Source organism: Paenarthrobacter sp. 10L412 (assembly GCF_056395565.1).
The window spans coordinates 41512-65020 of sequence record NZ_JBFTJT010000001.1; the positions used below are offsets into that span (position 1 = coordinate 41512).

The window sequence follows — 23509 nt, forward strand, 5'->3', positions numbered from 1 at the left end:
TCGCAGAGTTTCAGCCATAACGATACGTCGAATTGGCCGGACGATTGCCAGAGCTTTTCGCACAAAGGAGCAACAATGTCCCATCCACAGCACACCTTGCCGGGACAACGTCCCGGCGTCCGTCGGTACGTTGTTGCCTCGCTCGTGGGCAATGCGCTGGAGTGGTATGACTTCTTCCTCTACGCCACTGCATCGGCAGTCGTCTTTGGTCGGTTGTTTTTCCCCTCCGACGTCGACCCCCTGGTTGGTACCATGGCCGCCTTCGCCGGTTTCGCCGTCGGGTTCGCAGCCCGTCCACTGGGCGGAATCATTTTCGGTCACATCGGAGACAGGCTGGGGCGCAAGCGCGCATTGGTCATGACGCTATCCATCATGGGAATCAGCACAGCTCTCATGGGCTTGCTGCCCACTTATGCGCAAGTAGGGCTGTGGGCCCCTGCCTTGTTGATCCTGCTCAGGGTCATCCAGGGCATCGCGGCCGGTGGTGAATGGGGCGGAGGCGTCCTGCTGATCAGCGAGAACTCCTCCACTACCCGCAGGGGCATGCTCTCCGCCTTCAGCCAGGGAGGAATTTCGCTCGGCTTCGTGCTGTCCTCCTTGGTCTTCTTTGTGGTCCAGTTGATGCCGGACGCCCAGTTCCTGGCATGGGGCTGGCGCGTCCCGTTCCTCCTGAGCGTGGTGCTGCTGGCAGTAGGTGCCTACATCCGCTTCCGGCTACCGGAAAGCAAGGAGTTCACCGCCGCCAGCCACAGCAAGCAACACCGCCTCCCCGTGCTTGCCGCCATCAAAACCCACCCCCGCGAAATCCTCGTCGCCATGGGACTTCGTGTGGCCGAGAACGGCGGCTCGTACATTTTCCTCTCCTTCTCCATTGCCTATGGAGTTCACGTGGGCGTGGACAAGGGCCTGCTGCTGATGGCAGTGGCAGTATCCATGCTTGTCTCGTTTGGCACCTACATCTTCTTCGGCCATCTCTCAGACAGGATTGGACGGCGTCCTGTCTACGCCCTTGGTGCAGTTGGCATGGGCGCCATGGCTTTCCCGTTCTTTTCCATGATCGATTCCAACACTCCCGCCATCGTCATCCTGGCCTTCCTCCTGGGCAATGGCCTCTGCCACGGCGCAATGATTGGAACGCAGCCGGCATTCTTCCACGAACTGTTCAACGCCGAGGTCCGCTATTCCGCGATGGCGATCGCCCACGAGCTCGCAGCGGTCTTTGCCGGCGGATTCGCCCCGTTGATCGCCACTGCCTTGCTGCTGCAATACGGTTCCTCCATCCCGGTATCCCTTTATGTGATTGGCCTGGTCTTGGTCACGCTCATAGCACTGGGTTTCTCCCGCCATGGCATCAAAGCCGGCCAGAAGGAAAAGGCCGGCCACGCGGCAGAAGTTCTCTCGTAGGCACCTAAAAGTTCTTCTGCTCTGCTTTCATTCTTTGGAAAGGATGGCCATGACGGTCTCCATCATCGGGACTGGACAGTCCCCCTACACCCGGCACCCTTCAGCAGGGACAACGACGTCCCAGGTTATTGCCCGGGCTGTGAGCAAGGCCTTGCGTGATGCCGGCCTCCAAACCAGTGACGTGGATGGGTTTGCGGTATCCAGCTTCACGCTCGCACCCGATCACGCCATTGATCTCGCTTGGCGCATGGGCCTTCGACTCTCATGGCTGATGCAGGACACCAACGGGGGTGCCAGCGCAGGCGGAATGCTCCAGCATGCCGTCCGTGCCATTGAAGCAGGCGACGCAAACGTCATCGTTCTGGCCGCAGGCGACCTCATGGACCAGGCCGCGTTCTCCCGTCTTGTTGACAGTTACAACAAGGCGACTGAAGAGCACCTGGCGCCCTTGCCAATGAACGGACCGAATGCCCTCTTTGCGATGCTCACGTCCCGCCAGATGGAGCACCTCGGACTCTGCCGTGAAGATTACGGCCGCATCGCCGTGGCGCAGCGCCAATGGGCCATGGATAACCCAGCTGCTGTCTACCGCACATCGCTGAGCATGGACGAATACCTTAACGCCCCGATGGTTGCCACCCCCTTGGGCCGGTACGACTGCGTACCTCCCGTTACCGGGGCGGACGCCGTTGTCCTGGTGGCAGATCGGAGCAAGGGAACTCCCCGTGCCAAAGTGCTTTCCGTAAAGGCCTCGTATAACTCCGACCAACAGTCCGACGACGGCCTGGCAACGGGCCTGCAAGCCTGCGCAACCAAGGGCTGGGAGCAGGCCGGGATCGGTCCCAGCGACATAGGACTCGCCTGCGTCTATGACGACTACCCGGCCATGGTGGTGGCGCAATTGGCGGATCTGGGCATTCTTTCAAATCAGGACCACCCGGCCGATTTCATCGAACACCGCATTGCCACGCGCCTGTTGCCGGTCAACACCTCCGGAGGCCAGCTTTCGGCCGGGCAGGCTGGGGCTGCGGGCGGAATGCACGGACTTGTTGAAGCCGCCGCCCAGCTGATGGGGCGGGCTGGGGCCCGCCAGGTCACGGCACGTCACGCAGTCGTCAGTGGTTACGGGATGGTCCTTTACCGTTACGGGGCTTGCGCCACGATGTCGGTGCTGGAGGCAGCCCAATGAGCGCCGCCATCCAAGCCTGCCTTGGATGCGGGAGCCTCCTCTTTCCGGCACGTCTCATCTGTCCCCGCTGCGGACAGGATGACTTTTCAACGGTCCAAGCGGAGCACGCAGACGTCCAGCAGACAACGCAACTGGCCGACGGCACGCTTCTGGCCACGTTGACCATCCCGAACGGGCCTCACGTCATTGCCCGCGTGACCGGCGGCCCAACAGCGCCCGGTGAAAGCCTGCCGCTCACCAACAACCCAAACGCCGGCCCCGGCGTCCACGCCTTCATCCCTGTCCGCTCAAACGTAAATGAGAATCAGCCATGAACCCTCAGGTAACAGACCCAAACCTCCGTCCCTTGACCATCCCGGAAATGCTCCTTGAACGAGCCCGGAAAGCTCGTGCAACGCCTCTGTTCCGCTGCGGTGAAATTCGTCGGGACAGCCAGATGATGGCCGATGCCGCTGCCTGCGCCGGCGGGTTGTTGCGCAGTGCCGGGATCGAGGCTGGTCAAACAGTGGCCCTGATGTCCTCCAACAGGACAGAGTTGCTGGACTTCATCCTGGGCTGCGCGTGGATCGGCGCCGTCGCTGTGCCTGTGAACACAGCGAGCAGGGGCGAACAGTTGCGGCACGTTCTGACCAACTCCCGGCCGGCACTGATGGTAGCTGAAGCTGACCTGCTGCCACATATCGCCGCAGTTGGTCCAATACCGGACCTGCACAAGGTGTGGGTCCTTGATGGTCCGACGGCGGATGTCACCACCGCTTTCGAGGCCGCCCCCGCTTTTGAGGTTATGCCTGTCCCTGAACCGGTTCCCGGAGTGGAACCAGTGGAAGCAGGACCGGCAGACACGGCTGCCATCCTTTACACCTCCGGCACCACCGGGGTATCCAAGGGTGTGCTGTGCCCTCAAGGGCAGTTCTATTGGTGGGCTGAAAATATGTCAGACCAGCTGGGCCTGAGGCCCGATGACGTGCTCTACACCTGTTTGCCGCTGTTTCACACGAACGCCCTCAATGCCTTCATGCAGGCCGTCGCTTGCGGAGGCGAATACGTACTCGGCCCACGGTTTTCGGCCTCGCGGTTCTGGTCAGATGCGTCCTCGGCGGGAGCGACGGTGACATACCTTCTCGGTGCCATGGTTGGAATACTCGCTGGCAAGGAGCCGGGACCGGGTGATCGGAACCACCACATTCGCCTGGCCCTGTCCCCGGCCACACCTGCACGGCTGGTAGAACCCTTCCAGGAGCGGTTCGGAGTGCTCCTCCTGGACGGCTACGGATCCACCGAGACGAACTCGGTGATCGGGTCCACGCCCCATCAGTGGCGCCCAGGGTACGTTGGCCGGGTGCGGCCCGGATTCTCCATACGCGTTGTGGACGCCCACGGAGTGCCCGTTCCCAACGGGCAGCCGGGTGAGCTGCTCATCCGCAGTGACCAGCCCCATGCTCTGGCCACGGGTTACCATGCAATGCCTGAAGCGACAACGAAGGCGTGGCAGGATCTCTGGTTCCATTCCGGGGACAGGGTTGTCCTGGAAGAGGACGGGTGGGTCCGGTTTGTTGACCGGATTAAGGATGTCATCCGGCGCCGCGGGGAAAACATCTCCTCAGTGGAGGTTGAGCAGGTTCTGCGGCAGCATCCCGCCGTCCAGGAGGCTGCCGTGTACGCAGTGGATTCCGAACTCGGTGAAGATGAGGTGATGGCCGCTCTTGTCCTTCGTGAGCCTGTGGATTTTGCCGAGCTGTGCCAGTTCTGTGTTCCCCGGCTCGCTTCCTTCGCCATCCCCCGCTTCCTGCGGGTGGTGGATGAACTGCCCCAGACCGAGAACGGCAAAGTGCGCAAACAAGTGCTCAAAGCCGCTGGTCGGGACGCGGCACAGTGGGACCGGGACGTCGCCTCTCGGCGCAGGGCAACTGCTGTTGCTGCCCGCTGATTGATCACGGCCCGCCGTCGGTGCAGCAGCCCGCAGGAGCAGGACCCGTAGGATGAAGACATGGACCTGCGGGCGCTGCTGACAACCCACGTAAAGCTGCGCCACCTTGTTATTGTGCTCACCGTCGCGGAGCAAGGCAGCCTTGTCCGGGCCGCCGAAGAACTCTATCTGACACAGCCGGCGTTGAGCCGGGCTTTACGGGAAGCCGAGCATGCCATCGGCGCGCCTCTTTTCGAGAGAACAGCGCGTGGGATGGTGCCTACGTTGGCCGGGGAGGCATGCCTTGAGCATGCAAAGGCGATCGTCGGCCATCTCAGCACTTTGCGGCGACGGGTGGACGAACTGGCCGATCCGGCGTCGGGCCTTGTCAAGGTGGGCGCGCATGTCACAGGGGCCAATCTCCTGTTGCCGCGGGCCGTCGCCCGGCTCACCGCCGAAAAGCCACGGGTGGAAGTTCGACTGCGCGAAGCACCTCCCGAAACGCTGATTCAGGAACTGGGCAACGGTGACCTGGACCTGTTGGTAGGGCGGGTTACCGACCATCCCAGTACCGCCCGGCTGCGGCTCGTCCCGCTGTATCGCGAGGACTTTCGCATCGTCGCCGCTCCGTGGCACCCCGCCCACGCCATGCCCGAAGTCTCCCTGCAGGACCTGGCAGATTTCCGCTGGGTGGTACCACTTGCCAACACGCCGCTTCGGGATGAGCTCGAACAGAACTTCCGGAATGCTGGACTGGCCCCTCCTGCGCAACAGGTCGAATCCGGCGCTCCGGCCACCGTTCGTACGCTCGTGGTGGAGGCCGGGTTCCTGGCCCTCATGCCGGAGTCCATGGCCTTGGCTGAACCGGATGTAAAGATCCTCAGCCTTCATCTGAACGGGCTGGCTCAACAAGTGGGCCTGTTGCTCCATCCGGATAGGCCCTTGGCCCCCAGTGCAGCACTCCTGGCAGAAAAGCTCAGGGAAGTCGGAGAGGAGATGGCGCGCGAACTTGCCGAACGAGCGTTGCCTTCCTCCGACGCCGCCAGAGAAGGCTGAGCGAAGACCAGCAACAAACCCTTGTTCATTGTCAACAATTGACGATATTGTTGTTGCATCCGTCTGCGAAAGGCAGCCACCATGCGACAACGTCGTCGTGTATTGCCCTGGAAACTACCCAAGCCAGGGAAAGTTCTGCCGCCATGCTGAGCTTGAGCGTCATCATCGCCGCGGCACTGGTGACCAGCTTCAGTGCAGTCTCCCTCATGCCACTGTCCACGCCAGAAGGGCTGCGGCGTTCCAAGGACGGCTTCCTCCTGCAGCTCGGCGCGGGAATCCTCGCCCTGGCGTCCGTCGTGCTCGCCGTCAACATCCAGCTGGGCGCGTTCCAGTAACAGAAACGCCGCCTCGTACTTTCCCCGGCTGGATCCGGCGTGGGACGCTCGGACATTTGGCTGGATGCACCCTCTGCTGCCAGCATCGGGGTAGATTTCAACGCCACAAACGCGGACTTGGGCGGCGGGATATCGGATAGCAAGGCTAGCGGCGAAGGCTCTCCGATGGCAGCTCGCCGAACGTGTCGAGGTAGAGGGCCGAGAAGCGCCCTTGATGGGAGAAACCGCAGCGCTCGGCGATCGAAACAATGGTCTCCTGTCCGGGGGCAGCAGCAAGAAGCAGTTCCCGGGCCCGGTCCAGGCGCACCCTCCTCAACAACTCCGACGGCGTTGCCCCCACTTCGGAGCGAAGAGCCAGTTGCAGGGTCCGCACCGACACTCCCAGATTCTCTGCGATGTCCGGAACCGCCAATTCCTCAGAGGCGTGCCGTTCCAGCAGTTCCCGGAATTGTCGTATCAACCGGCTTTCGGAAGCTGGACTTGAGTGGTCAGCCTCCGTCACAGGATTCATTGCCAGGAGCAGCCGTGAAACCATCGTGTCCGCGAGAAGCTTCTGGACGAAGCCAGGAGCCGTGCTCTGCTTCTGGCTGATCATGTCGTCGTGGAGTTCGACGACCGACCTCAGGAACGCCCGGCCGGAAGAGCCGGTGAGGTCCATTGCGTAGCCGAGCTTCACGCTCTTCTCCGGATCGTCGCCGTGCGGATCCTCGCCATAGATTTGCGCCGCTACGGAAGCAAGGGCGAGGCGGCTCACGTAGACAATCAAATGCGGGGTTCCGCGATCCCACGTCATGGTGAATGGGCGGTCGATTGGCGGAACTGTGGCGGTTTTGGGGCTGGACTCCACCGAGGATGAGCCCACTTCCATGTGAGCGTGGCCCGCGAGGGGAATCTGGATCAGATGGAAGTTCTCCAGACCTTCCGGACTGATCCGGACGTCGGCGCCATAGTCCAGGAATTCGATGCCAACGTCACCGCGGTGCAGCGAACGCAGCTTCATGTCCACGGACGTTCCCCGGGTCTGCGGAACGAGATCGTGACCGCAGAACAAATCGGCGATTTTCTGGTGCGCATCGTCCACGTCGGTCGTGGTCACTGTCGGGAGGCCCCTGAGGACATCACGGGGAAGGATCCTCACCATTGCGCGTTCCTTCCCCGGTTTTCGTTTTTCGGATGAGCCCTGCGCCAAGCGGATAGACCCGTTTTTCGCCTGTGAATAGAGTCGCTCTTAGAACAAGTATGACGCACGTCATAGAAACGCAGCAACGAAACCGACGGAAGGGGTGAGCAGAGATGAAGAACGTCAAGCTGGTGCATGACCGCCGAATCGAGTGGGAACGGACTCATCCGAAGCCCGCACCCAGGCCCACTGTCAAGTAGGCAGTGAAGCAGCCAGTCCATCGGCAACCACGAGCGTCACGCATACACAAGACTTCCCACCCCAGGGATTCACTACGAAAGGTTTGGCCATGTCAGCACTCTCGGGCAGGACCGCAGTCGTCACAGGCGGCGTCACCAAGATCGGCCAAGGCGTAGCCATGGCGTTGCGGGATGCCGGTGCCACCGTTGTGGTCGCCGACATCGACGCCGACGGCGGCGGCCAGCTCCATACGTTGGGAAGCGACATCAGCTTTTCACTCACTGACATCACAGATGACGCAGCCGTAGCGCGACTCATGGACGATACGGCAGCCACGCACGGAGGCATCGACATCCTCGTCAACCTGGCCTGCACCTACAAGGACGACGGCGCAGCTTCGGACAGGAACGATTGGCTGGAGGCACTGAACGTCAACGTGGTGAGCGCCGTCATGGCAAGCAACGCGGCGCGCCCTTACCTCAAGGCATCCCGGCACGGCGCCATCATCAACTTCACCTCGATTTCGAGTTCCGTTGCCCAGACAGGCCGCTGGCTCTACCCCGCGGGCAAGGCCGCCCTGGTCCAGCTGACCCGAAGCATGGCAGTAGATCTCGCCGACGACGGCATCCGCGTCAATTCGGTCAGCCCTGGATGGGTGTGGAGCAACATCATGGACACCCTGTCCGGCGGCGACATTGATAAAACGGACTCGGTGGCTGCCCCCTTCCACGCCTTGAAGAGGGTGGGACGGCCAGTGGAGATCGGAGCCGTGGTCGCCTTCCTCGCCAGCGACGCCGCCAGCTTCGTGACAGGAGCTGATTGGGCCGTCGACGGCGGCTACTCCGCTTTGGGACCGGAGCGCGCCGAAGAAGCCATTCCCCTACTCGCCGCCGAAAAGAGGTGACGACACATGAATGACATCAAGCTCGTACACATCGGTCTTCCCGGCTGGGAACAAACCCATCCCGAGCCAACGCCTAGGCCCGGCCAAATATCTTCCCCCATCATTTACGGATGCAGAGACAGCAGAAAGACAAGGTCAACACTATGACACAGCGCCACATCACCATCGTCGGAGCAGGGCAAGCGGGCCTGCAACTTGGCATCGGCTTGCTTAAGGCCGGATTTGCGGTCACCACCATCTCCAACCGCACCGCCGAAGAAATCCATGAGGGAAAAGTCTCCTCCAGCCAATGCATCTTCCACGATGCCCTTGAGCACGAGAGGGCGCTCGGCCTGGATTTCTGGCCTGAAGCTCCCACCGTGGATGGAATATCGTTCACGATCCCCCATCCTGAGGTTGCTGGTGAGAAGGCCATCAGCTGGGCATCGCGTCTGGATAACCCGGCCAAGTCCATTGACCAGCGGGTCAAATTCCCGAGGTTCATGGAAGAGTTCGTGGCGCAGGGAGGCGAGCTCGTGTTCGAGGACGCCGGCGTTGATGAACTCGAGCGGTACTCCCTGAACTCCGATCTGGTGATTGTGGCTGCCGGCAAGGGAGAAATTGCGCAGCTCTTCACCCGTGATGCCCAGCGCAGCGCCTACGACGCACCGCAACGCGCTTTGGCTTTGACGTACGTCACGGGAATGGAGCCCAGGGCAGAACACTCGGCCGTTTCCTTCAACCTGATTCCAGGGGTGGGCGAGTATTTTGCCTTCCCGGCGCTCACCACCACCGGTCCGTGCGAAATCATGGTTTTCGAGGGCATCCCCGGCGGACCCATGGATTGCTGGAAGGGCCTGACTCCCGGGGAACACCTGGAAACGTCCAAAAATATCCTGAAGCAGTACTTGCCGTGGGAAGCCAGCCGGGCTGCCGACGTCGAGCTGACCGATCCCAACGGGTTCCTGCAGGGCCGGTTCGCACCCACTGTCCGCCATCCCATCGCCACGCTTCCCAGCGGCAAGAAGGTCCTGGGCCTCGCCGACGTCGTGGTCCTGAACGACCCCATCACCGGCCAGGGCTCCAACAACGCCAGCAAATGCGCGGCTTCCTACTTGCAGAGCATCGCGGCGCACGGCGACGGCGCCTTCGACGCAGCGTTCATGCAGGCCACTTTCGAAACGTATTGGAACTATGCACAGCACGTAGCACAGTGGACGAACGCGCTGCTGGCTCCGCCGCCCGCGCATGTCCTCTCGCTTCTGGGAGCGGCCGGTCAGTCGGCCGAAATCGCGCACCGCTTCGCCAACGGATTCAACAACCCGCCGGACTTCCAGGAATGGTTCATGGACCCGGATAAGGCAGCTGCATACCTTGCAAGCGTGAACTCCGCCGTATCCGCGACCTGACAGTCGCTCCACTACTCCTGGCAACAATGTTCCTCGAAGGAAAACCAGACATGCGAAAGATCGCAATCATCGGAGCCGGCGAATCCGGCGCCCAACTGGCCTTGGGCCTGCAACGGGAGGGGTACGAAGTCACCCTGTTCTCGGACCGTTCGGCCGCTCAAATCCGCACCGGCAAGGTGATGTCCAGCCAATGCATGTTCCCCACAGCCCTGGCCGCCGAAGCGCAGCTAAGTTCCGCCCTGACCAAGCTCTATGACGATGAAGCCGTGCCGGGTATCAGTGCCATCCGATTGCGCGTGGAAGGCGAATCCGGCTCAGGCGCCATTGAGTGGGAGGCGCCCCTTGAGGGGACCGCCCACTCGGTGGATCAGCGGATCAAGAGTGCGGCATGGATCGAGGCCTTTGTGGCTGGCGGCGGTGATTTCCGTATAGAGAAAGTCACCCCGCGGATGCTGGAGGAGCTCGCACGGGACTACGAACTGGTTATCGTCAGCACCGGAAAGGGAGAGATCGCCCAGATCTTCCCCAAGGACAGGTCCAAGTCCCCGTTCGACCGGCCGCAAAGAGTCCTCGCCCTGAACTATGTGTCACTCGATACGGTGTCATTCGATGCCGTTGCACCGGATTCAGCCACAGGGCCGGCCGAGCAGTCCAGTGACAGCATTCGCATGTCCGTAGTCCCCGGTGTCGGGGAGTTCTTCACCTTTCCCGGACTCACGGTTTCCGGGCCTTGCCAGATGATGGTCTTTGAAGGCGTCGTGGGCGGCCCGATGGATAAGTGGACCGATGTTACAAGTCCGGAAGAACAGCTGAGTCGATCACTGGAAATCCTGGAAGAGCATTTTCCCCACGAGGCGAAGAACTTCGCCAACGCAACGCTCACCGATGAGGGCGCAACACTTTTGGGCCGAATCACCCCGACCGTTCGCTCAGCAGTGGGCGAACTGGGCAATGGCAACCTTGTCTTTGGCCTGGGCGACGCCGTCCTGCTCAACGATCCCCTCACCGGCCAGGGATCCAACAACGCGACGCTGGCCGCCAAGTACTATCTGGATTCCATCATCCGGCGGGGGCAGCAGCCTTTCGACAAGCAGTGGATGGAACGCACCTTTGACGAGTTCTGGCGCGGCTGGGGCCAGTGGGCAGTGGCGTGGACGAATGACATGCTCAAACCCCGGCGGGAACACCAACAGGCCGTCCTGGCCGAAGCAGCTGACCACCCGGCGCTGGCCGCAAGCATCGCTGGAGGATTCGATGATCCGCGCACGTTCTACCCATGGTGGTTCGATCCCGCAGCTGCCACCGAGTTCGTGCAGGCACGCAAGGACGAAGATTCGTCAGCTTTTGACCTGAGGGACTTCCGGGGCGCCCTGGGACAATTCGCCACGGGCGTCACGGTGGTCACCACCCTCGGAGTCGACGGGCGGAAGGTGGGCATGACCGCCAACTCCTTCACGTCCGTTTCCATGGAACCTCCGCTGGTGTTGTGGTGCCCCAGCAAGCGGGCTCCGAGCCTTGTGGACTTCGAGGACGCCACGCACTTCGCCATCAACATCCTTGCCAGTGACCAGCACGTCCTCTCGCGCCAGTTCGCAACACCGGCCACAGACAAATTCGCCGGCGCGGAAACCACCGAGGGAATCGCCGGAATTCCATTGCTGGACGGCGCAGTTGCCACGTTCCAGTGCCGGACCGTCTCACGACACGATGCCGGCGACCATGTCATCTACGTAGGCGAGGTGGAGAAGTACGAGAATGCTGGAGGGGAACCACTCCTGTTCCACAGCGGCAAATACCACGCCGCAACCAACCACCCGGACTTCTGAGATGACGGTACCCTCCATGACGGACTCGACCGATATCGCCATCATTGGTTCGGGGATCAACTCCCTGGTAGCCGCCGCGGAGCTTGCCATCGCCGGGAAGCGCGTCTGCCTCATTGAACGGGCCGGCAGGCTGGGCGGCTTCATCCATTCAGGGGAACGCACGCTGCCCGGGTTCATCCACGATTCCTTCTCTTCCTGGCACCCCCTGTTCGTTTCCGGAGGCGCATACCAGGCTTTGGGAAGTGAACTGCATGCGAGGGGATTGGAATACTGCAATTCCGACGGCGCGGTGACGGCCAGCGTGGCAGCCGATCCAAAGACAGGTCACCACAGGGTGGTCGTGGCCCATCGCGACCCGGCACTCACTGCTTCGGCTTTGCAGGAGAGCGGAGACGAAGGCGCCTACCTCGCCATGCTGGAGGACCTCGGCCGCAATGCAGGGACCATTTTCGGTGCCTTCGGTGCAGAACTGCGCTCCTTCAAGGAGGTGCTGGCGATCGCCGCCGGCGCTTTGAGGCGAGGAAAAGTCAAGGGTACCGAGGCTTTCGTCCGCGATTCAGTCATGAGCGGACGCAACTACCTCCGCAGCCGCTTCAACGGATGGCAAACCGACCAGCTGTGGTCCCCTTGGCTCCTTCACGCCGGCCTCGGCCCGGACCAAGCGACCGGCGGCGTCATGCTTCCGGTCATGGCCTTGAGCATGCACAGCTTTGGCCTCCCTGTGGTGAAAGGCGGAGCCGGGAACTTCATCGCTGCTTTTGAGGCCCTCCTGAGGGACAAAGGCGTCCGGATCATGCTGGACACAGAAGCTGAGGAAATCCTCGTCGACTCCAAAGGTGCAACGGGAGTGAAAACCTCCAACGGACTGGTCAGCGCACCGACCGTCCTGGCAAACGTGTCACCCCAGGCCCTGTTTTGCAGGCTGTTGCGCAAGCCACCAGCCGGGTTGGCCGAAGCCGCCGCGCGTTACCAGAACGGCCGCGGAGCCATGCAGATCCACCTGGCCCTGGACAAGCCGGTCCAATGGCTCGATCCCCGATTGGATTCCGTGCCCCTGGTTCACGTGAGCAACGGTTCGGACAGCACTGCAATTGCTTGTGCCCAAGCGGAGGCGGGGCTGTTGCCCACGGAACCTACCGTCGTCGTCGGTCAACAGTGCGCGCTGGATCCTTCCCGGGCACCCGCAGGCAAAGCGACACTATGGCTGCAGTTACAGGAAGTGCCCTTCTCGCCGGTGGCGGATGCCGCAGGGGCGCTCGAGGTGGACGGCGGCTGGACACAGGAACTTAAGGAACAGTACATGGAACGCGTCCTGACCAGGCTCGAACAATTCGCGCCGGGCACCAGGGCGTCCGTCCTGGCCTGGGACATCCTGGCACCGACCGATCTGGCCGCGGAAAACCCCAATGCCGTCAACGGCGATCCGTACGGTGGATCGGCCGAACTCTTCCAGAACCTCCTCTGGCGGCCCTTCCCCGAGGCCGCAAACCACAAAACCCCCGTCAAGGGCTTGTGGCACATCGGCGCGTCCACCCATCCCGGCCCCGGGTTATCCGGCGGATCGGGGCATTTGGTTGCTCAGAAATTGAAATGAACCCACACACATCAACCCGACAGGAGAACCATGTCTGTTCTAAATGAGCTCACCGCAGCCTTGTCATCCGGCGCCATCGACGTCGTGGACCTCACCACGCCGCTCAGCGGTGATACCCCGATTCTGAATCTTCCCCAACCCCTGGCCAACACGGTTGGACTCTCGCTGACTCCCGTCAGCAATTTCGACGACGCCGGACCGGCCTGGGCGTGGAACGACGTCACGGTGGGCGAACACGCCGGGACGCATCTGGACGCTCCCGTTCACTGGATCACGGGCAAAGACGGGAAGTCCGTGGACCAGATAGAGGCGCACCGCCTGGTGGGGCCGGCCGTGGTGATTGACAAGACCGCCGAAGCCGCACAGGACCCCGACTTCCTGCTGGAGCCCGAACACTTCGAGCAGTGGCAGCAGGAGCATGGCCCTTTCCCGGAAAATTGCTGGGTCATCTTCCGCACGGGCTGGTCCGCCCGCGGCGGTAACGCCGCGGACTTCATGAACGCTGACGACGCCGGCCCCCACACTCCCGGGGTCTCCGCGGCTGGTGCCAAATGGCTTGCCGGAAACGCCTCCATCAGCGGCTTCGGCGTGGAAACGGTCGGCATCGACGCCGGCCAGGCCGCAACACTGGACCCTATGTTCCCCGTCCATTCGTTCCTGCTCGGCGCTGACAAATATGGTGTGACATCGCTGCGGAACGTTGATCGCCTCCCGGTCACCGGCGCGACGCTGGTGGTTGCACCCCTGCCCATCGTTGGCGGGACGGGAAGCCCCAGCCGCGTTTATGCTCTGGTTGACAGCTCAGCAAGCTCAGTATCGGAGCCCGGCGCATGAGCGAGCAGGTAAGGGTCTCTACCCTGGTGGGCCAGACACTGGCAAAGCTGGGAGTAGGCCACGTCTTCGGCGTGGTGGGCAGCGGCAATTTCGACGTCACCAGCACCCTGATGAACGCCGGCATTCCCTACACCGCGGCCCGCCATGAGGGCGGCGCTGCCACCATGGCCGATGCTTACTCCAGGATGTCCGGCAAGGTGGGCGTGGTGACCACGCACCAAGGATGTGGCCTGACCAACGCGATCACCGGCGTCGGAGAAGCTGCCAAGAGCCGCACACCCATGATCGTGCTGACGGCCGATACGCAAGCGGCGGCTATCCGGTCCAACTTCAAGATCGACCAGGATGCCCTGGCGCGCAGCGTCGGGGCCGTGGCCGAACGGATCCACTCCCCCGAAACGGCTGTAGCGGATACCGTCCGGGCCTTCCGAACAGCGGTGAACGAGCGCAGGACCGTGGTCCTCAGCTTGCCGCTGGATGTCCAAAGCGGAACCGCCGCAGACACGGTGAGTAGCGTCGTCGTGCCCGTACCGGCGCGGCTTCGTCCGGATACCAGCGCAGTGAACCACCTGGTGGAGCTGATCTCGAGCGCGAAACGTCCCGTGTTCGTCGCGGGCCGCGGTGGCAGGGGCGCCCGGGATTCCATCCTGGCCCTGGCCCGGCATGCGGGGGCGCTCGTGGCGACTTCGGCTGTGGCCAATGGGCTGTTTAACGGCGACTCCCATAACTTGGGTATCTCCGGCGGGTTCTCCTCTCCCTTGACCGCGGAACTCATCACCTCAGCAGACCTGATTATCGGGTGGGGTTGCACCCTGAATATGTGGACCATGCGTCACGGCCGGCTGATCTCGGCCGGAACAAAAGTAGTCCAGATCGACGTCGAAGATTCCTCGTTGGGCGCCAACAGGCAGATCACACTGGGAGTGCTGGGTGATTCCGCCCTCACGGCCGAAGACGCTTTGGAAATGCTCAGGACGATCCAGCCTGCAGCGGCGGAAAAGTACCGCACGGAGCACAACGCCCTCGCCATCAAACAGAGTGCACGGTGGCGGGACGTGGAGACTCCGGGCCTTGGAACTGCGACGTCGATCGACCCACGGGTGATCAGCCGGGAACTGGATATAATCCTTCCCGCAGACAGGATCGTCGCAGTGGACTCGGGCAACTTCATGGGCTACCCCAGCCAGTACCTGGCGGTGCCCGACGAATTCGGATTCTGTTTTACCCAGGCGTTCCAGGCGATTGGCATTGGCCTCTACACGGCAATCGGCGCTGCAATAGCGCAACCACAGCGGTTGCCGGTCCTGGGTGCCGGAGACGGTGGGTTCCTGATGGGCATCAGCGAACTGGAGACCGCCGTCCGCCTGAAGCTGCCGCTGGTCTGCATCGTCTACAACGATGCCGCGTACGGCGCTGAGGTCCACCACTTCGCCGAGCACCACCCGCAAGAGGAATTGGGCAGCGTGTCCTTCCCGGAGACGGATATTGCCGCGATCGCCCGGGGGTACGGGGCCGACGGCGTGACCGTCAGGACGCTGGATGACCTTCAACCAGTGCGGGAATGGGTTGCGGTCTTCAGAGACGGCGGACAGGACAGGCCCTTGGTGATCGATGCCAAGATCGCCTCGGACGGTGGCTCCTGGTGGCTGGCGGAGGCCTTCCAAGGACACTGATCCGCCGGATGGGTCGTTGAAAAGGGTTGGGGCGCAATGCAGCCCCAACCTTTTTCACGTTTGCCTACTTTCACACAGTTGTTAGAGGGATGCGGCTGCTGGCACATCTGATGTCGCCGGTGATCCAACAATGGACAGCGCATATTCATGGGCCTTCGGACCCAACAGCTCGTGCAGCTTGGTGAAGAGCTCCTGTGCAGCCAGTCCATGCCAATCATGCGTCGTCTTTGTGCGCGCGGCGGGGAGCGAAAATCCGTTCGTCGCCGGCACTGAACACATCCTCGAGTTCCGGCGAGAGCTTGTAAGCCGCAGAACTTCATGGCGCGGCGTCGGGGGAACGTCGGGCGCGGCGGCGGCCTGGGCCATTCAGCGCTACCTCTATTGGTTCAGGGATGGACTTGGAGTCTTAGGCTACATCCCCGGCTGGAGTGCCGGGTTTTGGTGGCGGGCTAGATGAAGTAGAGGCCCGCCCACGGTGTAGCAACCGGCGTCGACCCTTCGAAAACCGAGCGGAACTCTTCATCGAGTAGTGCGCCCATGGTCAATTCCTGTGAATGTTCCTTGATCTCTTCAGAGCGTGAACCAGACATCTTTGTCTCCCTAGTACGGGCATGTGGAGCGGACCACCACTTGTGGCGCCCAAGCATGCTTCCATCTCCAACCTTATATCGTGACTGTGACGCTCGTAAATAGATCGACATATATTCTAGAATCGAGGGCAAGCCCTTGTTTGGACTTTGGCGGCACGCCTCCGGATGAAATCCACATCCTGCAGGAGATGCAGGGGTCTGGAGTGGAGGGCTGATTGCGCGTAAATTGACGCCAGGATGGGCATCTCATCACGCGCGTACAGAAGCGCGGCTGATGGTGGCAATCAGGGAGCGGAAGGAAACCAAGGTTGAGTGAAGTCATAGACCGGCTCTTGCTGGCGATGAACGCGCACGATCTCGAGGGGATGGCAGCCCTGTTTCACGAGAATTACCACAGCGAGCAGCCGGCCCACCCTGGCCGGACGTTCACAGGCAGAGGGCAGATGCACGCGAACTGGGCGGCGATGTTCGCTGGAATCCCTGACTTCCGGACAGAATCGATCCGTTCAGTCGACGACGGAAACACCACATGGACAGAATGGTCATGGACCGGTCATCGCACCGACGGACAACCCTTCCACGCCCGTGGGGTCACGCTCTTCGAAATAAAGGACGGCCTGATCACGTCCGGAAGGCTGTATATGGAGGACGTCGAACGCGAGGTAGTGGGGATCGAGCAAGCGGTGGAAAATCTATCCGGGCGCCGGCCGGATCCGGCCGGGTCCTAAGCCGGGAAGGGAAACCTATGCTGATATGCGCAACCTGCGCCGTCGAACGCGACGAGCCGACGCCCGAACTCTGCCCGATCTGCACCGACGAAAGGCAATACGTGCCCGAGGACGGGCAAAAGTGGCTTTCACTCGACGAGTTGGCGCAGGACGGCCAGCAGTTACTGCTGGAGGAGAACGAGCCCGGACTTATCGGCATCAGAACCGCACCGAAAGTCGGGATCGGCCAAACTACCCAGCTTGTAGTGACACCAGAGGGTTCGCTGCTGTGGGATCCCGTTGGATTCGTTGATGACACCGCTGTGAAAGCAATCCTCGAGCGAGGCCCGGTGGTGGCGATCGCAGCCAGTCATCCCCACATGTTCGGGGTGCAGGTGGAATGGTCACGTCTGCTCGGCGGCGTCCCCGTCCTTGTGGCCGACGCCGACCGGCGGTGGGTTGGCCGCGATGATGCGGTCATCTCCTACTGGTCCGGCAGCAGGATCATCACCGAAGGGTTGACACTGCACCAGACCGGAGGCCATTTCCCCGGAAGCGCAGTAGCGCACTGGACTGCAGGAGCGGGCGGCAAAGGGGTTCTGCTGACCGGTGACAGCGTCTTTCCTAATCCAGACCGCCGCTCCATCGCCTTCATGCGCAGCTACCCGAATCATCTGCCGCTTTCGGGAGCGGTAGCGTTGCGGGTTGCTGCACAGCTGGAAGAACTCACGTTCGACAGGATCTACGGCAACTTCAACAACGTCATCGCCTCCGAAGCCAAAGCCGTTCTGCGCGATTCGGCCCAACGGCATGCAGCCTGGGCGCGAGGAGACTTCGACCATTTGACGTGATGCGGCCCGTTTCCTTGCCTTGGCACCACTCGGCTACGGGGCGATGCTGACGATTCCCTGGCCGATGGCATGTGTGGCCGCTTGCGGTAAGAAGCGTCGAGAAGGCCAGCTGATCGGCGTCGTGCGCGGCAGTCGCCGTCGCTCGGGCGCGTGCCAGAAGTACGCCGCCTCGTCGTACGCACCTGACCGTCCGCTGCCCGCACTTCGAACGAACGCTCAAGTGCGGCTATCGCATCCTCATTCAGCCCTGCGATCTGTGCGCACTCGGCGAAGCGCTCCACATCCTCTACCCCGAGGGCCGGGAGCCCGCCGGCGGCGCGAAACTCGTCGCACGCCTCGCGCCACTCGTAGTCCATGTGGAGCGTCCGGGCCCGCGCCAGGTGATCTGCGTCGTCGGCCACGTCCACCTCCTGATCACCAGTATGCATCGGTGGACTGGGCAGAACTACCCAAAGCCGCGATGGCGAAGTCGGCCCGAACTGCCGGTGTCCGGGCGGGCCGCCAGCGGGATCCTGAAGGTAATCCGCACGGTGCGGCTGCCTTCAGGTCCATGCCGAGGCAGAGTCCATGGCCAATCACATGTCGGTGATCAGCGATCATCTGGCACAGTCCGGTTCATGGCTCGAGTCCTTTACCAATGCCGTCACACTGGGCGAGCCTCCAGCCGCCCTGACGCAATGGTATGAGGAGGCTGGCGAGCAACTGGACCAGTTCCCGCGGCACATCGCGGGCGTCACCAGAGTTGGGTCGCCCGTCGGGTGAGCAGAGGCCCGCGACTCGCGTATTTGCAGGAGACCGAGCCTGGACGGGGACTCCATGACCGGGAGAACTAATCCTGGGTTTACACTAAAGCCATACCAGATCATCAGGTTGCTTAGTGTCGGTGGCGGGGAGGAACGCATGGGCGCATGTCGAAGCTACGGTTGCCTGGTCCGGTCTCTTAGGCTGGGGCGCATGCGCAGAATAATCCCCGCCACTGCCGCCACCCTTCTCCTCCTGGCTGCGACAGGTTGCGCCGTAGATACTTCCGGCGCAACGAAGGTCGCTGAGGATTTCCATCGTGCCGTCAATGCCTCAGACTGGGCTGCTGCTTGTGATTTGCTCCAGCCTACAATCCGGGAAGAGGCTCAACAGCAGGACGGTGTCGACTGCCAGACGCACTTGGCGTCCGCACATCTTCGAGTCCCCGGTCACGTGGTCAAAACCGAAGCCTATGGCCGGGAAGCATTGGTGGAGTTCGAGGGAGATGCGGTATTCGTCGCTGTTTCCGGCTCAACTTGGCGTGTGACTGCTGCCGGATGCACGCCGAGGGAGGAAACCCCCTATTCCTGTGAAGTAGGAGGCAGATAGCAATGCGTGTGGTCTTTACTCTCTATCTCATTCTCATCTTCGGCGGGCTTGCCTATATGGCCGCCGTTGGACTGGTTCACGGATAGGGGGCGACGTGAGAACAGCTTTGAGGAACAACGGACTGAGTCTATTTTTCGGTCTGATCTTCATCCTGGCCTTGGCGGGTCAAGCCATTACTGGACAAGCCGTCTTCAACGAAGGTCAACTCACTGCCGGCCTTGATGAAATCAGTTTCACCCAATACATCACTTCTTCCAGCTTCGCCGTTGACGTGTCAGAAAACTGGCAGTCGGAGTACCTGCAGTTTCTCCTTTACATCACAGCCACCATCTGGCTGCTTCAGAAGGGCTCGCCGGAATCAAAAGAGCTGGACAAACCCGGCCTGGAATCCGACGAAGAACAACTCGTTGGCGAGCATGCCAATGCCAAGTCCCCCGCATGGGCCAAGGCCAAAGGTTGGCGTCTCACCGTTTTCTCAAATTCACTTGCTGGAACCATGGGATTGATTTTTATCCTGTCGTGGCTGGTCCAGTCCATCGCAGGTCACATCGCCTTCAATGAAGAGCAACTGCGCAACTTCCAAGAGCCCCTTTCATGGGCCGAATACCTGGTGTCGCCTGACTTTTGGAACCGTACCCTGCAGAACTGGCAGTCGGAGTTCCTTGCGGTCGGATCCATGGTGGTCCTGTCGATTTACCTTCGCCAACGCGGATCCCCGGAGTCCAAGCCCGTCGGCTCGGCTCATGATGACACCGGAACCACTGGCTGACCAATCCGGGAATACCTTGTGATGGGCTTTACGCCATGCCGCGCAGCGCGGTCCGGATTGAGTGGCTAAAGGCGGGCATCATGTCAAAGTCTGGATCGATGAGCCACTGAAGCTGGGTCCCGTCCCAGCTGGCCACGATGGAGGCAGCGGCGAGCTCAGCATTACAGCTTGTATCGATGAGTCCTTTAGCCTGATCCTCGCGAATGTGCGCCGTGAAGGCCTGCCGGAGGTTCGCATATCGGGTTGTGAACCATCCGTGCGCAGGGTGTCCCGGCGACGATGCTTCCGCACTGAGGACGGCCAGGAGGCGGAGCAGCTGGGGATGCCCGAGGTTATATTCCGCCAGCCAAAGGATCGCCTCGAGGAGACCGTCGGCAAGTCGACGGCGTTCGAACTCGCTGGCAGCTAACTGGTCCGCGTGCTCAAGCACGGCCTCGAGGAGCAGTTCCTTGCTCGGAAAATGGTGCATCAAGCCTGTGAAGCTTAACGAAAGGGCCTTTGCGATTTCCCGGAGAGAGCCACCCGCGTAACCGCGGGTGGCGAACTCGACGGTGGCGGCTTCGATGATTTGCCGCCGGCGGGCTTCCGTTTTCGCGTAGGTGCCTCGCGTAGCTCTTCTGGGGGTTGGCGTAGCGGAAGTAGTCACGTGGCAATGCTACGCGGACCGGGGGGTCAACCAGGTGGCAGACCCCCCGTCTACCGTCATCGGACGCGGCGAATCGGAACCAGTACCACCGCTGCCAGAACCGCTAGCGCAACCGCCATCCCGAACACCAGTTGGAATCCTGCAATCGATACGACTATCCCGGCCACGATAGGGGCAATGATCTGGGGTCCAGTATTGGCAATGTTCAGGATGCCCATGTCCTTGCCTTGGTTCTCTGCGTCCGGGAGAACTTCAGCAAGCAGCGCTTGGTCAACGGCGATATACATTCCGTAGGCGAAACCACCGACAGCGAGGAACAGGTAGAAGGCACTAAGGTCGGCGGCAAAGACAAGTGGAAGTTCGGCGGCGGCAAAAACCAACGAAGCGACGATCACGATTGGTTTGCGCCGCTTGATCCTATCCGAGAGCGGGCCCGAGATCAGCGTGGCGATTCCTGAAGAGATGGCCATGATCACTCCGCCGGTCCCGATCACGCCGCCCGCCTCAGCAATATCCAGTCCGATGTAGTCCGTGAGGACGAAGAGCTGGTACAGCAAGACCATCATGAACGACAGGAGAAGGAGGAAGCGGCCGATAAGGGCGAGCAGGAAATCCCTGTCCCTTGGCGGAACGAAGCCGCGCAACAGTGCGCCAATAGACAGGGGTTCGCGTGCGACGTCGCGGTTGTCCTTCTCACGCGAAAGGAGGACAAAGATGATCATTGCCACCGCTATGAGCCACGGCAGCCAACGGAGTCCCTCCCTCGGCATCGTGATGTAAGCGCCACCAACGATCGCGCCCAGGCTCTGCGCCAGCAGCTGACCGAGTCCGATGAGGGTGGAGGCCTTTCCAAGGTTCTTGGCGCTCACTCGTTCGGGCAGCACCGCGAACAGCGGAGCAAGGACGACAGCAAGCCCGATCTGGAGAACAACCCAGAGAACGACCAGGATGGCAAACTCGCTCGTGAACGACATCATCGTGGCGGCAAGGCCGAGCACGATTCCACCGCTTGCAATCCAGGGATTTCGCCGTCCGAAACGGCTACGTGTCCGATCGGACAAGGCACCGAAAACGATGGTCGCTATCATGCTGGCGATCGAGCCGGCCGCTGCCAGCGTGGCATAGAGTGCGACCTTTTGATCGGGATCAATCTGGGCCATCAGGGCGGGGATAAGGGCGCCAGCAGCACTGAACGGTAGCATCCAGCCAGCATGCGCCAGGAAGAGAAGTGGCCCGAGACGCCCTAGTCGTGGGGCCGGCACGGCGTCCTGAGACTGGCCTGGGGCTGAGGAAGTTATTGCCATTGGGGATGCTCCTTTGCATGGGACGAAGGTCCGACAAGGAAGACGTTAGCTCAAAAACAGTGCATGCGCTACATTTTGAGAAAAGTTCCTATATCCTGCTACTCTAAAACCGTGCACTTGCCACATTTTAACCAATGGAGGTCCAAATCGTGTCAACCGAAGTACTTCTCGAAATGAAGTTGAATTCGACGCATGTTCCCACGCTCGAAAGATCAACTGGACGGGCACGACTCATCGTCGATGGCTCGCCCATTCTGGTCCGAGGCGTCGAACTGCATAACTCGTCCAGTTCGTCCCCTGAAGCGTTCCGGAATGGACTGGAGTCAGCCCTCACGGTTGGCGCGAATACAGTCCTGGCACCGGTGTCGTGGGAGACCGTCGAGCCCACTGAAGGCACCTTTGAACTGGCCCAAGTTACACACTTGATTGAGTCGGCCCGCAGTGTTGGATTGCGTTTGATCATCCTCTGGTTCGGGGCTTGGAAGAATGGGGCCTCCACCTATGCTCCTGCCTGGGTAAAGAGGGACTGGACGCGCTTTACGCGATGCGTTCTGGAGGATGGGCGTCTCACTGACACCCTTTCTCCCTTCACAGAGGAGCCATTGGATGCCACGGCGTTTGCCGCACTGATGCGGCATATCGAGATGATCGACGGCGAGCAGAGAACCGTCCTCATGGTGCAGGTGGAGAACGAGGTCGGCCTTCTTGGAGCTTCGCGGGATCATTCCCATCCAGCCAATGCTGCATTCGCCAAACCAGTACCACAGCCTGTAGTTGATGCCCTGGCGAGCCGGCCACAAGAAGCACTGGGCGCCAATATCGCCATGTGGCCGGAACTACTCCCCTCCCCAGACCGCTCTGACGAGGCGTTCATGGCGTACGGAATCGCAACCCACATCGAACGGGTGGCACATGCCGGCCGGCAGCACTCGGCACTTCCCCTATTTGTGAACGCGTGGTTGGACAGCGATATCGACGTCGACCTTCCGGGTTTCGCTGTTGCTGGAGGACAGCGCCCCGGCATCTATCCAAGTGGTGGGCCGCTCCCCCACGTCGCCGACATCTGGAAGGCGTGCGCACCCTCCATCGATCTGCTGGCACCCGATCTCTATTTCGGGGACAGCCGGACAATCTTCGGCAACTTCCTTGATGCGTCCAAGGGATTGTTCATCCCGGAAATGCGGCGCGACGTTACGGGAGTCGGGCACATCTTTGAAGCGATCGGCGAATTCGGCGCCCTCGGCGTTTCGCCATTCGGCGTTGATTCCGGCAGTGCCGAGGACCTCCAAGCACTGGCTGACGCCTACGATCTCCTCGCCCGCGCCGATCCTCTTCTTAGCGACACCGCGTACTCCACTGGCCAACATCGCGGGTTCTTCCTCACAGATCAGCAGCCGCAGATCGACCTCGTCTTTTCGACTGTTCGAATGACCGTAACGCGGATGACTCCCATCGGAACCGACCCTATCGGCACATGCGCTTATGGGATCATCCGCCAGCTGGGATCCGATGAGTTCGCGGCGATCGGCCGCGGATTCAAAATAGCTTTCACCGCGATCGACGGAGAATCGAACATCGGCATGGAATCCGTGCAGGAAATATCCGGGGTGGCTGATGCCCGATCCGGACGTTTACTTAACGGGGATGAGACAGCAGGCGGCACTACCTGGATCCATCCACACAACGAACCAATGTCCACCGCGGTGTTCCCGATTCCCATGGGGCACATGCACACCGGCATCTCGATCTGCCGCATCTACCCGTATCCTCGGATGTCGCCCCAACTGGTTTGATTGGAGGGAAGCACACCCAGTCACGCCGCT

Annotated in this window: 23 protein-coding genes; 18 read left to right on the top strand and 5 right to left on the bottom strand. The window is 61.5% G+C overall.

Going from position 1 to position 23509, the window contains the following annotated elements; all coding sequences use genetic code 11:
* The first annotated feature begins 75 nt into the window (after positions 1-75).
* The 6 genes from AC1DD7_RS00215 (at position 76) to AC1DD7_RS00240 (ending at position 5890) form a co-directional block, all read left to right on the top strand.
* Complete coding sequence (locus AC1DD7_RS00215; RefSeq protein WP_477513280.1) at positions 76-1404, top strand: MFS transporter; 1329 nt, start codon at positions 76-78, stop codon at positions 1402-1404.
* A gap of 49 nt (positions 1405-1453) precedes the next feature.
* A complete protein-coding gene (locus AC1DD7_RS00220) occupies positions 1454-2593 on the top strand; it encodes a thiolase family protein (RefSeq protein ID WP_477513281.1) in 1140 nt (379 codons plus the stop codon).
* Positions 2590-2907 carry a zinc ribbon domain-containing protein gene (locus AC1DD7_RS00225; protein ID WP_431115118.1) on the top strand — a complete coding sequence of 106 codons (318 nt, stop codon included), beginning with the start codon at positions 2590-2592 and terminating at the stop codon, positions 2905-2907. Before AC1DD7_RS00220 ends, AC1DD7_RS00225 begins: the two co-directional genes overlap by 4 nt.
* Positions 2904-4520 carry an ATP-dependent acyl-CoA ligase gene (locus tag AC1DD7_RS00230; protein WP_477513282.1) on the top strand — a complete coding sequence of 539 codons (1617 nt, stop codon included), beginning with the start codon at positions 2904-2906 and terminating at the stop codon, positions 4518-4520. The genes AC1DD7_RS00225 and AC1DD7_RS00230 overlap by 4 nt, the downstream gene beginning before the upstream one ends.
* Positions 4521-4580: 60 nt before the next feature.
* Positions 4581-5555, top strand: coding sequence for a LysR substrate-binding domain-containing protein (locus AC1DD7_RS00235; protein ID WP_477513283.1), 975 nt, complete (start codon positions 4581-4583; stop codon positions 5553-5555).
* Between the two features lie 143 nt (positions 5556-5698).
* Positions 5699-5890: a hypothetical protein gene (locus AC1DD7_RS00240; RefSeq protein WP_477513284.1), complete on the top strand. Its 192-nt coding sequence runs from the start codon at positions 5699-5701 to the stop codon at positions 5888-5890.
* Positions 5891-6035: 145 nt separating this feature from the next.
* Here the strand turns inward: AC1DD7_RS00240 and AC1DD7_RS00245 are convergent, their stop codons facing one another.
* A complete protein-coding gene (locus tag AC1DD7_RS00245; RefSeq protein ID WP_477513285.1) occupies positions 6036-7031 on the bottom strand; it encodes an AraC family transcriptional regulator in 996 nt (331 codons plus the stop codon).
* A 328-nt stretch (positions 7032-7359) separates the two neighbouring features.
* On the opposite strand from AC1DD7_RS00245, the gene AC1DD7_RS00250 reads away from it, so the two are divergent.
* The 6 genes from AC1DD7_RS00250 to AC1DD7_RS00275 all read left to right on the top strand — a co-directional run bounded on the left by AC1DD7_RS00250 (position 7360) and on the right by AC1DD7_RS00275 (position 15469).
* The gene (locus AC1DD7_RS00250; protein ID WP_477513286.1) at positions 7360-8154 is read left to right on the top strand and encodes an SDR family oxidoreductase; all 795 of its coding nucleotides are present in this window, start codon (positions 7360-7362) and stop codon (positions 8152-8154) included.
* A gap of 110 nt (positions 8155-8264) precedes the next feature.
* Entirely contained in the window at positions 8265-9542 is a 1278-nt protein-coding gene (locus AC1DD7_RS00255) for a styrene monooxygenase/indole monooxygenase family protein (protein ID WP_477513287.1), read from the top strand.
* Positions 9543-9592: 50 nt separating this feature from the next.
* Positions 9593-11368: a flavin reductase gene (locus AC1DD7_RS00260; protein ID WP_477513288.1), complete on the top strand. Its 1776-nt coding sequence runs from the start codon at positions 9593-9595 to the stop codon at positions 11366-11368.
* A 16-nt stretch (positions 11369-11384) separates the two neighbouring features.
* Positions 11385-12962, top strand: a complete 1578-nt coding sequence (locus AC1DD7_RS00265) for a phytoene desaturase family protein (RefSeq protein ID WP_477513289.1) — start codon at positions 11385-11387, stop codon at positions 12960-12962.
* A gap of 30 nt (positions 12963-12992) precedes the next feature.
* The gene (locus AC1DD7_RS00270) at positions 12993-13796 is read left to right on the top strand and encodes a cyclase family protein (RefSeq protein WP_477513290.1); all 804 of its coding nucleotides are present in this window, start codon (positions 12993-12995) and stop codon (positions 13794-13796) included.
* Positions 13793-15469, top strand: coding sequence for a thiamine pyrophosphate-binding protein (locus tag AC1DD7_RS00275; protein ID WP_477513291.1), 1677 nt, complete (start codon positions 13793-13795; stop codon positions 15467-15469). The genes AC1DD7_RS00270 and AC1DD7_RS00275 overlap by 4 nt, the downstream gene beginning before the upstream one ends.
* Before the next feature lie 81 nt (positions 15470-15550).
* Here the strand turns inward: AC1DD7_RS00275 and AC1DD7_RS00280 are convergent, their stop codons facing one another.
* Both AC1DD7_RS00280 and AC1DD7_RS00285 read right to left on the bottom strand, forming a co-directional pair.
* Entirely contained in the window at positions 15551-15739 is a 189-nt protein-coding gene (locus AC1DD7_RS00280) for a hypothetical protein (protein WP_477513292.1), read from the bottom strand.
* 179 nt (positions 15740-15918) lie between these two features.
* Positions 15919-16059 (bottom strand): hypothetical protein, encoded by a 141-nt coding sequence (locus AC1DD7_RS00285; RefSeq protein ID WP_477513293.1) that lies wholly within the window; start codon positions 16057-16059, stop codon positions 15919-15921.
* 308 nt (positions 16060-16367) lie between these two features.
* Here AC1DD7_RS00285 and AC1DD7_RS00290 point away from each other — a divergent pair, with 308 nt between their 5' ends.
* From AC1DD7_RS00290 to AC1DD7_RS00310, 5 genes are all read left to right on the top strand, one after another.
* Positions 16368-16787 carry a nuclear transport factor 2 family protein gene (locus AC1DD7_RS00290; protein WP_477513294.1) on the top strand — a complete coding sequence of 140 codons (420 nt, stop codon included), beginning with the start codon at positions 16368-16370 and terminating at the stop codon, positions 16785-16787.
* A 17-nt stretch (positions 16788-16804) separates the two neighbouring features.
* Positions 16805-17617, top strand: coding sequence for an MBL fold metallo-hydrolase (locus tag AC1DD7_RS00295; protein WP_477513295.1), 813 nt, complete (start codon positions 16805-16807; stop codon positions 17615-17617).
* 567 nt (positions 17618-18184) lie between these two features.
* On the top strand, positions 18185-18379 hold the full coding sequence (locus tag AC1DD7_RS00300) for a hypothetical protein (protein ID WP_477513296.1): 195 nt from the start codon (positions 18185-18187) through the stop codon (positions 18377-18379).
* Positions 18380-18571: 192 nt separating this feature from the next.
* Positions 18572-18967, top strand: coding sequence for a hypothetical protein (locus AC1DD7_RS00305; RefSeq protein WP_477513297.1), 396 nt, complete (start codon positions 18572-18574; stop codon positions 18965-18967).
* A 94-nt stretch (positions 18968-19061) separates the two neighbouring features.
* Positions 19062-19736 (top strand): DUF6766 family protein, encoded by a 675-nt coding sequence (locus AC1DD7_RS00310; protein ID WP_442015586.1) that lies wholly within the window; start codon positions 19062-19064, stop codon positions 19734-19736.
* Positions 19737-19764: 28 nt separating this feature from the next.
* Here the strand turns inward: AC1DD7_RS00310 and AC1DD7_RS00315 are convergent, their stop codons facing one another.
* Positions 19765-20382, bottom strand: a complete 618-nt coding sequence (locus AC1DD7_RS00315) for a TetR/AcrR family transcriptional regulator (protein WP_477513298.1) — start codon at positions 20380-20382, stop codon at positions 19765-19767.
* Positions 20383-20438: 56 nt separating this feature from the next.
* Positions 20439-21686, bottom strand: coding sequence for an MFS transporter (locus AC1DD7_RS00320; protein ID WP_477513299.1), 1248 nt, complete (start codon positions 21684-21686; stop codon positions 20439-20441).
* 149 nt (positions 21687-21835) lie between these two features.
* On the opposite strand from AC1DD7_RS00320, the gene AC1DD7_RS00325 reads away from it, so the two are divergent.
* Positions 21836-23479 carry a DUF5597 domain-containing protein gene (locus AC1DD7_RS00325; protein WP_477513300.1) on the top strand — a complete coding sequence of 548 codons (1644 nt, stop codon included), beginning with the start codon at positions 21836-21838 and terminating at the stop codon, positions 23477-23479.
* Positions 23480-23509: the final 30 nt, after the last annotated feature.

Coding starts and splice junctions, on each gene's coding strand:
- AC1DD7_RS00215 (WP_477513280.1), top strand. CDS start 76: ATGTCCCATCCACAGCACACCTTGCCGGGACAACGTCCCGGCGTCCGT.
- AC1DD7_RS00220 (WP_477513281.1), top strand. CDS start 1,454: ATGACGGTCTCCATCATCGGGACTGGACAGTCCCCCTACACCCGGCAC.
- AC1DD7_RS00225 (WP_431115118.1), top strand. CDS start 2,590: ATGAGCGCCGCCATCCAAGCCTGCCTTGGATGCGGGAGCCTCCTCTTT.
- AC1DD7_RS00230 (WP_477513282.1), top strand. CDS start 2,904: ATGAACCCTCAGGTAACAGACCCAAACCTCCGTCCCTTGACCATCCCG.
- AC1DD7_RS00235 (WP_477513283.1), top strand. CDS start 4,581: ATGGACCTGCGGGCGCTGCTGACAACCCACGTAAAGCTGCGCCACCTT.
- AC1DD7_RS00240 (WP_477513284.1), top strand. CDS start 5,699: ATGCTGAGCTTGAGCGTCATCATCGCCGCGGCACTGGTGACCAGCTTC.
- AC1DD7_RS00245 (WP_477513285.1), bottom strand. CDS start 7,031: ATGGTGAGGATCCTTCCCCGTGATGTCCTCAGGGGCCTCCCGACAGTG.
- AC1DD7_RS00250 (WP_477513286.1), top strand. CDS start 7,360: ATGTCAGCACTCTCGGGCAGGACCGCAGTCGTCACAGGCGGCGTCACC.
- AC1DD7_RS00255 (WP_477513287.1), top strand. CDS start 8,265: ATGCAGAGACAGCAGAAAGACAAGGTCAACACTATGACACAGCGCCAC.
- AC1DD7_RS00260 (WP_477513288.1), top strand. CDS start 9,593: ATGCGAAAGATCGCAATCATCGGAGCCGGCGAATCCGGCGCCCAACTG.
- AC1DD7_RS00265 (WP_477513289.1), top strand. CDS start 11,385: ATGACGGACTCGACCGATATCGCCATCATTGGTTCGGGGATCAACTCC.
- AC1DD7_RS00270 (WP_477513290.1), top strand. CDS start 12,993: ATGTCTGTTCTAAATGAGCTCACCGCAGCCTTGTCATCCGGCGCCATC.
- AC1DD7_RS00275 (WP_477513291.1), top strand. CDS start 13,793: ATGAGCGAGCAGGTAAGGGTCTCTACCCTGGTGGGCCAGACACTGGCA.
- AC1DD7_RS00285 (WP_477513293.1), bottom strand. CDS start 16,059: ATGTCTGGTTCACGCTCTGAAGAGATCAAGGAACATTCACAGGAATTG.
- AC1DD7_RS00295 (WP_477513295.1), top strand. CDS start 16,805: ATGCTGATATGCGCAACCTGCGCCGTCGAACGCGACGAGCCGACGCCC.
- AC1DD7_RS00300 (WP_477513296.1), top strand. CDS start 18,185: ATGGCCAATCACATGTCGGTGATCAGCGATCATCTGGCACAGTCCGGT.
- AC1DD7_RS00305 (WP_477513297.1), top strand. CDS start 18,572: ATGCGCAGAATAATCCCCGCCACTGCCGCCACCCTTCTCCTCCTGGCT.
- AC1DD7_RS00320 (WP_477513299.1), bottom strand. CDS start 21,686: ATGGCAATAACTTCCTCAGCCCCAGGCCAGTCTCAGGACGCCGTGCCG.